The organism is Candidatus Harpocratesius sp. (genome assembly GCF_054039255.1).
This window is the reverse complement of record NZ_JBPLBG010000011.1, coordinates 19305-28917: the sequence shown is the minus strand read 5'-3', so window position 1 is coordinate 28917 and position 9613 is coordinate 19305. Positions and strand designations below refer to the sequence as shown.

Annotated in this window: 4 protein-coding genes; 2 read left to right on the top strand and 2 right to left on the bottom strand. The window is 27.9% G+C overall.

The genetic code is table 11. The features are described from left to right. The first annotated feature begins 334 nt into the window (after window positions 1-334). Both ACXLDF_RS02755 and ACXLDF_RS02750 read left to right on the top strand, forming a co-directional pair. Window positions 335-2587 (top strand): hypothetical protein, encoded by a 2253-nt coding sequence (locus ACXLDF_RS02755; protein WP_457556961.1) that lies wholly within the window; start codon window positions 335-337, stop codon window positions 2585-2587. Between the two features lie 687 nt (window positions 2588-3274). After that, entirely contained in the window at window positions 3275-7150 is a 3876-nt protein-coding gene (locus ACXLDF_RS02750) for a hypothetical protein (RefSeq protein WP_457556960.1), read from the top strand. A 29-nt stretch (window positions 7151-7179) separates the two neighbouring features. Here ACXLDF_RS02750 and ACXLDF_RS02745 read toward each other — a convergent pair whose 3' ends face one another. Together ACXLDF_RS02745 and ACXLDF_RS02740 are read right to left on the bottom strand one after the other, a co-directional pair. After that, the gene (locus ACXLDF_RS02745; RefSeq protein ID WP_457556959.1) at window positions 7180-8391 is read right to left on the bottom strand and encodes a glycosyltransferase family 4 protein; all 1212 of its coding nucleotides are present in this window, start codon (window positions 8389-8391) and stop codon (window positions 7180-7182) included. Beyond that, on the bottom strand, window positions 8363-9601 hold the full coding sequence (locus ACXLDF_RS02740) for a glycosyltransferase family 4 protein (protein WP_457556958.1): 1239 nt from the start codon (window positions 9599-9601) through the stop codon (window positions 8363-8365). The genes ACXLDF_RS02745 and ACXLDF_RS02740 overlap by 29 nt, the downstream gene beginning before the upstream one ends. Between the last annotated feature and the right edge of the window lie 12 nt (window positions 9602-9613).

Below are 9613 nucleotides of genomic sequence, written 5' to 3'. Positions count from 1 at the left end.
TCCGAGTCTGTAGAGATATCATGTGTTCATATCATATTTCTACTTTCCCCTTTAAAACTTGCTCGATTCTTCATGCGTAATGATTAAAGGCGATTTAATTCGGTCGTTTTATGACCTTGAAGACTGTTTTCTTTAAATATACATTTTTAATTGTTTGATGTTGATTTAGCATTTTAAAACTCTCTCAATGGCAAATTCAACTTACATTTTACAATTTCATTTTAAAATCTTGTATTTTAAGTGTTGATTATTCAAAAATCAGAATCATTGGTTTTATTACAAAAGAGAATTTAAATATCTTTATATCCGACAGCTGAAAGAGGAGAAGAAAAAAATGGGGTATTCACAAGATTTTTCATGGTTCTTTGCTCCAATGATGATTGTTACCAGTGTTTTGTTACCATTCATAATTTATATTATCAAATTATTTTTTGCCCCTCATATCAAAATTCTCTTATTGTTTCTTGCAGTTATTAATTGGATTGTAATTCCTGGAATTCTCTTGACTCTCGTTCTTTTTAAAGATCAATGGAGAAGTTTAAGCAATTTGTTAAATGGGATTGTATTAACTCTTAGTTATTGGTGTTTAGTTTCTTTATTCTTTCGTTATTGGAGTATTCCATTAAATGAGTTTACAATTATTATCAGTTATGAAGTATTAATTTTTTCTTTAGGCGGTTTTGTTCTTTATCATTACTTCTCAGAAAAGGCAAGAATTCAATCGTATTCAAAAATTTGGGCAAAATTTAAAGATTACATTCAAAATGTTGGTCAGAAAATATCTGTTATTTTAAAGTCAAATTCAAACCTGTTATTATTAACCATCTTTATAATTTTGCTGAGTGTCTTTTCAATCCTCCATTTTCCCTTCTTTCCGGTGGAAGATGATTGGTATCATGTCAAATTAAGTCAGGCGTTTATTGAAAATCAAAAAGAATACCTTTCTACGGCATATCGAGGTAATTTATCATATCATTTTATTGGGGCATTATTAACGGTGGGATCAGGTCAAGATGTTTTGTTTATTGGCCGTTGGATCGGATTATTTCAAATTCCTTTTGCTTGCATTTTATTCTTTAATATTATGAGGTTTATATTACCTGGAAAAAAAAGAACAATTATTGCTATTCTATCCACAATTCTTTTTTCAATTACTGCTTTGGGGACAATCATTAATTTTTCACAATTTTGGCCTTCAGCGCTCTCTACTTTTTTAGGATTCCAATTATATCACAACTTTTTCAAACAAATAAAAAAGATTCAAACAGACAGAATTCTCATCAAGGAAAACCAATTAATAAAAATCCACAAAAACTCGGATCTAAAAATAATTATTATTCAAATGATCATTATTGGTGCATCTATTTCGACTCATGTAGTAAATACTCTTTTCTTTTTAATTCCAATAATTTGTTCTTTAACTATTGCCCTGATACGAGAAAGATCATTATTAATTATGTGGATTACATATGTATTAGGGCTTATTGCACAAATTGTATTCAATCCTTATTCTTTATCCCTTTTCTTAAATTTAAATCTTTTTCAAAGTTCCCTAAAAGCAATAATTTTCATCATTGCACTACCGATTATTGGGATAGGATTGCTATTTTTTGAACGTTTCATCCATTCTGATACTTTTAATTTGAATTTTATGAAAAATAAATTACATTGGCTACCCAAATCAGGATTTGCTGTGCGATTTGAACAAAAGTATCTCCTTCAATTACTTTACCCAACTATTAGTACAATAGTAAGCCTGATTCTTATTTTATTAAATCGACAAAAATCATATAGATTTCCAATGAATGTAAGCCTAATTCTCTGTGTAATTTTCATCACAAGTGCAATTATCATTTGTTGTTATATGGCAGTTATCTTATTCAGGAATTATGATTTTCTTGGAAAATTTCATTATTTGAATTTTTTTAGCATAACATGTCTATTGTTCTTGCTGATTTTGATCGGGACTTTGTCTACATTTATTAATCGTGTGCTGGAGTTGTTTAGTTTTTATTTCTTTATTGGATTTGGGTTTTATTTGGTTTACAATTTGGATAAAAAATTACACAATAAGAAATTTCAAAGAATTGCTTTAGGATTTCTACTGTTCTCTCAATTAATTGGAATAATATATCAAATTCAGTTTAAAGCATATATTTCAAAATCAGAAAATGCATTTATTCAAACTTCTTCGCATTTGATTCAAAATGATTATAATAAATCTACAAATCTAATTGTTGGAGGATTTAAATGGAAGCATCCCTACAATTATTACTCATATTACAGCGATAATATTTATGTGGTAGATCCTTTTGAAGATTTATGGATGAATGAAAACGGCACTATTTTTTTAAATCCCAAATATGGAAAAATTTTGGTCGAAATGAAAAAAACTAACAATATCACCAATATTTTCTTCTATTATGACTCTAGCTATTCGGATGAAGGTGTTTACTTGACAGATTTAAAATATTTTGGTGTTCTTTCAAATAGCCAATTGATTTTTTATCTTAATAATGGAGATTTGAACAGAGTCGCAGTTGGGGGCAAGGAACAACATGTGCTTTATTGTTTTATTGATTCATAATCCTAAAAATCATACATAGTTCTGTTATTTTTGTGATTGTTAGTTCAAGAGACACCGATTAATCTTGGAAAAGGAATTAGTTTAAATCTCATAGAAAGTTGATTTAATCATTAAGAAGCCAATAATTTGGCGGTTTGGTATACATTACAATAGAATAAATAAATAGAACAAATAATAAATTGTTATAGAGAATAGGAGTTCTAAATCGTGAAAAATCTAAAAAATAGAATTCGGAGCACTCAATCTCAAGATATTATGATGATCATTTTTCTATTTTTCACTTCCTTATTCTATATCTGGCTCATTGATAATCCCTTGAAATTTTTCTTTCTTCCTTTGATAATCGGAGCCTTTATCGTAATTAGAAAATTACTTTTCGTTAACCAACCATCACTAAATACTTTTATTTCTGCAAAAAAGTTCCGAAAAAAAACTAATAAACCCTATTTTATTATAAACTTGGTTTTTATTGCGATTTCTTTGTTTTTATTATTACAAAACATTTTCAATTTCGCGTTTTTTGGATTTTTCCGATCATTTTTGACTTTATTATTAATAATTATTGTGCCTGGTTATTTTTTTTTCGTTTCCAATAAAAATATTCGAGAATCATTTTCAAACCTTGAATTCTTATTATTTATTTTTATTTTCAATTATATTTTTGCAGGATTATTGTGGTTTATCATTTTGCTAATTAATTTTGATCAAAAATCATTAATTTTTCTTAGTTTTTATTTTGTGCTTTCTTTATTAAATCTTATATTAAATCCAGTATCAAGAGCAAATATATCGGAATTTAATATTCCTCAATCCTTTTCGACCCGAAAGGATAAATATGGGTTATTAATTATTGGACTTTTCTTCACTTTTTCTCATATTCTTGTACTCCCTGCTACAAGCTATTCTTATATTGATATTCAAAGACATTACGCATATGCAGTACTTTTAGGTCGAAATCTTGATTTATACTTGAATAATAACTGGGGAAACTTTCTCGCACATTTGTTTGAATCTGCTTTTGTTTATTCTGCTAATTCTAATATGGAGATTATCCAAATTTGTTTAGTTTTTATCACATATTTTTATCCGCTATTTTTCTATGTATTAATCAGAAGGTTCCTTAATAAACAAGATTCACGTCTTCCAATATTTGCAACGATGATTTATATGGTTGGATCTTTGGGGGGAATTGGATGGATTTACTACGTCAAAACCAAATTATCCGATTCTTTTGGTCAACCTTTATTATATAATAATATTGTTAATACAGTATACTATCAAACGTTTAAATCCAATTCCTATGGTTTTCTTCCCTCCTATTTTCGACCAATAATGGTATCTATGTTTGTATTTTTCTTTCTTTGGTCGTTAATGCACAATTTCCAATTATCCAGAAAGAATTTTATTGTTTTCTTTTCAGTGTTCTTAACTGCCATGTATTTCATTCATGTTGTAGAAGCTACGTTATTTACTTTTTTTGTTGGATTTTGGGGTTTATTTTTTAAAGCAGAGAGATTCCGGATGAAGGATTCACTAATTGCTGTTTTAATTGGTACATTCTTTGCGTTGATTGGGTTTATTGGGTTAAATCTAGTTAAGAATAAAATTCCATTTATTTACTTTGCCATCCTTTGTTTAAATCTTATTTTAGTTGCATGTGCTTTAATCTTCAAGGTAAAATATCTAACTTTTTATTCGTCTACAGCAAGTGGCGATCTTCTTTTCATTCCTTTGCGATTAGTTAATCGTGTGAATAAATTATTTCCAATTGTGGGTCTTCTTTTTCTAATTACTGCAATACTAACTTGGATCACACTTTGGGATTCATACGATATTAGTGTTTTTATATTAAATCCTTATCGCCAAATTCCTTGGTTTTTTCAAGGTTTACGATTGGGTTTTATCGGTATTTTTGGACTCTACTACTATAAAAAAAGAAATGAAGCAAAAAAATCGACTCAAGAGTTTAATTTCGTAATATTCTTTTCTATTTTTGCATTCTTTGTTGGACGTTTGATGACTTTTATAAATATCTTTATTCTACCAGAAAATCCATTTTACTGGGAAACACGATTTGAAGTATTTATTATTATTCCATTTGTTATATTAGCTACATTATTTATGCTTGAATATTTTGATAAAAACAATAACAAATTTCACTTTAGTCAACTCAAAAGTAATATTTCAAATATAAAAGAGAATTTTAAAGGATATTCTTTAGTTTTACTATTATTTTTTTCAAATTTTACAATAGTATTATTGAATTTGGAAACAAGATGGGCAGTTTCAGCACCTTTAAGAAGTATGTTAATTCAAGATACATGGGAAGAAACCTATGAAGGCACCCAGGTTCTATCAAATTTCTTAGATGAAAATCCTTATTCGGCGATAATAACAATTTCTAGTGATACTTTTGGTTTAATTAACATTGTGGGACCTGCTAATCTCATACTTTTAGAAGAAGCAATTTCTACTTCTTCCGATCCAACAGCATTTTTGTTAGAAGTTTATAAAGCTCATTATTGGCGCGATTCATTTACTTATAAAAATATTTACTTGTACCTAACACATGAAGACCTTAATTTTCTTTATAAATATCAATCTTCTTTCATTGGTTCAATTATTGACACTTTACCGCTAATATTCGCCAATTCTCAAGTATCAATATATAATATCTCTCAAATATCATTTCCAGTTCCAGATAGCGACTCCGCTCTAGTTTATCCTATCGATGACATTTTTGAGAATAAAACTCAATCTAATATCATTACTTCATTATTAAGTCAAGGAAATGCTAATATTTCTCTTGCTCTAGAACGAGAAAAGCTCGACAATTATTCAAATCTTCTTTTGAACTATGATATTCCCAATCAGACTGCTTTAAAATCATTGAATTTCAATAAATTTGAGAGAAAAGGTTATTGGAAAATTAAGAATGAAAATTCGCTTAAATTAAATGGATCCTTTTTTATTCAACGAGAATCAAATATAACATCTTACCAAGAATTGACTTCTTTTAATCTCTCTTTTTTCATAAAATGGAACTTTTTTACAAATTCAACCGATTCTCAATTGAAGTTTCTTTTTGATCAAGATTTTAAATTGGATTTTTCAGAGATTATATTCAATTATTCTTCTGATGGAATGATTTTCTGCTATTTCTGGGATGAATTTGCACAAAACATCAATCATTTTCCTAATCATGGAATTCTCAAATCCAATCTTCCTGAATCTTTTACATTTACTGCACAATTTCTTGAAGGAAACTATAATTTCTTTATTAATAATGTAAATATACTAAATATCTCTGGAAGACATCCTACAACTAATATTGGATTTCAATTTATAAATAATCTCGGTGAAAACCATATTACCATCAATATGACTCAAAACAATTGCACTGAATTCTTTTCAAATCAAAAATCTAAAGAAGAATTCTATAAATACGTGGAAAATGGTCAAAATTTGATTGTGTTTAATTCTAATGGATATCAGAAAATTGCTGCCGACTTATTTGAATTAAATTCTTCTAAAATCGGTGAATCGATAGAAATCAATCGAATTCAAATAAATAATTCAAGTTTTCCAATCAATTCCATCAACGCAGAAAATATTCAAGTCAAAAGCAATAATAATTCAATTCTCGCATATTATTTGAATGAAAAAGTGTCTGTTCCATTTATTATAAAAAAGAAAATTGGTGATGGTAATTTATTTTATGTTAACATTTTTCCTTTGATTTCTGCTCAAAATTACTCTAAAATCCTTTTTTCAAATCGATCTTTTGAAAATTTACTTCTAAACATATTTAATATATCAAAATTTAATGATTCACTTGCATTTCGATTTATCGAGAATAATATTCCAATCAAGCAAATTTTTCTTTCTGACTCTAATATTACTGCCGAAGATCTCATTATTGAGTCAAAAGATGCAAGAAATATTCAAAATATTGAAGTTAAATATCAAAATAACTCCGTTCAAATTTTTCCTGAAATATATTCGTTTAATATAAAGGAATCAGGGATGCTAACTTTACAACAATCGGACTCGTTAATCTATCATGATGTAAATTACTTTTTCCCTAAAATTCTTCAAAATCAAACCTTTAAGTTGTTTTTGTATAATGATTCTAATATCATCGAAATTCAAAGTGGAAATTCAACTTATCAACTTCGCAATGTGAAACAAATTAATTTCTATCTCATAGATGATATATCGATACTTATTAAAGGTGCAAATATTCATACATCTCACGCAAAACTTATTTATCTTATTGAAGAAAATACGTTTAAAAATTACTACATGTCTTATAATAATAACCATTTGGACTACAATTCTTTTCAACCATATGGTTTGTCTTTTGATGTCAATGATTTAGGCTCGGTTATTGCAATTTCTAATGGAAATTTCGAGATCTACTTTCCTATTAACCATGATTTCTATTATAACGAATTAAAATCCATTCCAATTGCAATTTTTTGGTTATGTGTAGAATTTGCCATTTATTTTTTATATATTAAGTGGAAAAACTTCAAAAAACAAAAAAAGATCTCTAAATAAGTCATTTAAAAGAGTTCTAATAAAATTTATTAATGAGTTTGAAAATTTCTCTGTTGTAAAACGTAGAAATAAAGGAAACTATGAATTTGGATATAACTATGAGAGACTTTTTCAATAAAATCTCTTGCTCTTTTTCCAAAGATTGTAATTTTTTCTGGATGATGAGACATTAAATAATCAAACGCTTGTGCTAATTCTATATGGTTGTTTGATCGAACAATTATTCCATTTTCATAAGAAGTAATATAGTTTGAAATGACTCCTACATCTGTACATACACAAGCGCAACCTGAGCACATAGCTTCTAATAATGCTGCCGGTAAACCTTCTGTGTAAGAGGGAATTACAAAAATATCTGCAGTTTGATAGAATTTTGGGAGTTCTGATAAGGGAAATTTTCCTTTTAAGAACACATTTTTAGCAAGATTTTGCTTTATTACAAAATTTCTAATCCATTCTTCCATTTTTCCATAACCTATCATATGGAGTTCAAAATTAGAATGCTTTTCTCGGAGGATCTTGACAGATTTCAATAAATTATCAATACCTTTTTCCTTTTCAAACCTGCCTGAATATAATATAATAAACTTATGAGATTTGTCTATTTTAGGATATGTTTTTTCAACAAAGATTGAAAAATCGACGAAATTTGGACTAAAATAAATGTTTGATAAATTGTGCCTTTTTAATATTTCAAACATTTCCGCCGAAACTGTAAAAACCATTGCAGAATTTCGACATATCACATATTCTAATAGTGATATAAGTAAAGACACGACTTTTTTTAATTTTGATGATTCATATAAAATTTCAAATGCATTTCTCTCAAAACCTCCAAGCCATGTCATATATGGAACTTTCAGAATTTTTGAACTGACAAAAGTTGGAATGCCTGCAAGAATTAGGTTCTCTTCCCGGATAAGATGAATATTATATTTTTTAATTACTTTCAATTGAAGACGAATTAATCTGATATAATTGACAAACAAATCGGCAACCGTTTTAACGATTGAATGTGATAATGAGAAGGGAACTGAGAATACGATTAATCGTGGAGAAATTCGTTTATAACTTGATACATTCAATTCAGAAAAACAAATAAAAATCACTAAATTAAATATTTTTGACCATGTTTTAGCCTCTTGAAAGGCTTTTCCTGGTATTTTATCTAAATTAGAAACCCGAATTTGACTTACAATCATTAAATTTTTATTAGATAAGAGTTTTTGATGTTTTTTCATTTACAATGCACTCCAGATAGAGTTTTCTATAATTAGAGGCTATTTTGTTCCAATTAAAATGATCTTTCGCTCGATTAAATGCAAGTATGGATAATAGATTTTTGTTTGTACTTGGATTAAAAAAATCTTGTAATTTTTGTATGATTTCATCAATATTTCCTGGTTTTACTATATACCCCGCATTTCCGACCATTTCTTTCATTTCTCCCACTGAGGAACATAGACATGGTACTCCAGCAGCTAAGGATTCCAAAATCACATTCGGAAATCCTTCAACATAAGAAACAAGCACACTTAAATCAGCAATCGCATAGAATTTTTCAATATTTGACTGAAATCCAAGTAATTTTACATTAGATTTAATTGAACATTTGTTATACGCTTGATTTAATAAATTACGAAATTTACCATCTCCAATAAAAAGTAACTTGTAGTTCGATTTTTCATTTTTAGGGATATCCGATAAAAATATTTCAAAAGCTTTAAGAAAATCAATCATACCTTGTACTTTTTGCTGAAAAATCATCCTTCCAACATAAATAATTATATAATCATTTGCATCTAGGAAAGAACTTAATTTTAATTCTGATATATGGGATGATTTTTGCCCGATATTTGTAAAATAATTAGGAGATTTAGGGATTTGGATACCTAAAGGAATAAATATTGTTTTTTCGGAGAAATTCCACCTTAAATACCCAAAATATTGTTTAATTCTTCGCGAAATTACAATGATTTTCCAAGCTTTCGAATTAATCAATTTATAAAAATACATTTCTAACCGAAAGTTGAAATCAACTCCATGATATGTGAAAATAAATGGAATCCGAAAAATATAATAAAAGAAAAGGCAAGGTAATCCCGTTATCGCGGGGCTATCTGCATGAATTAATGCGATTCGGTTTTTTCGGTGAATTCTTAAAATGTAAATAATCGAATAGAAAGTAAATTTTAACGAAAACCATAACTGTTTTAATTTTGAGCTGGTATGCATATTCAAACCTTTCACAGGTAAACGGTATATCTTAAAATTTTGGGAAATTATTCTTTTCTCTTTTTTATTAAAGAATGGATTAGATGCTAAATTAATCATGTTAAAAGTTGGGTTCTGAACATTATTCGATAAATCATAAGCAAATTTGGCAGGTCCTCCTGCATTTGTATCTGGAAACATTCGTGTAGTTAAGCGTAAAATAGTAATTTTTACCAAAGATAAACGACC

Bases quoted from the DNA above. Each gene is read 5' to 3' on its own strand.
- ACXLDF_RS02755 (WP_457556961.1), top strand. From the start codon at position 335: ATGGGGTATTCACAAGATTTTTCATGGTTCTTTGCTCCAATGATGATT.
- ACXLDF_RS02745 (WP_457556959.1), bottom strand. From the start codon at position 8,391: ATGAAAAAACATCAAAAACTCTTATCTAATAAAAATTTAATGATTGTA.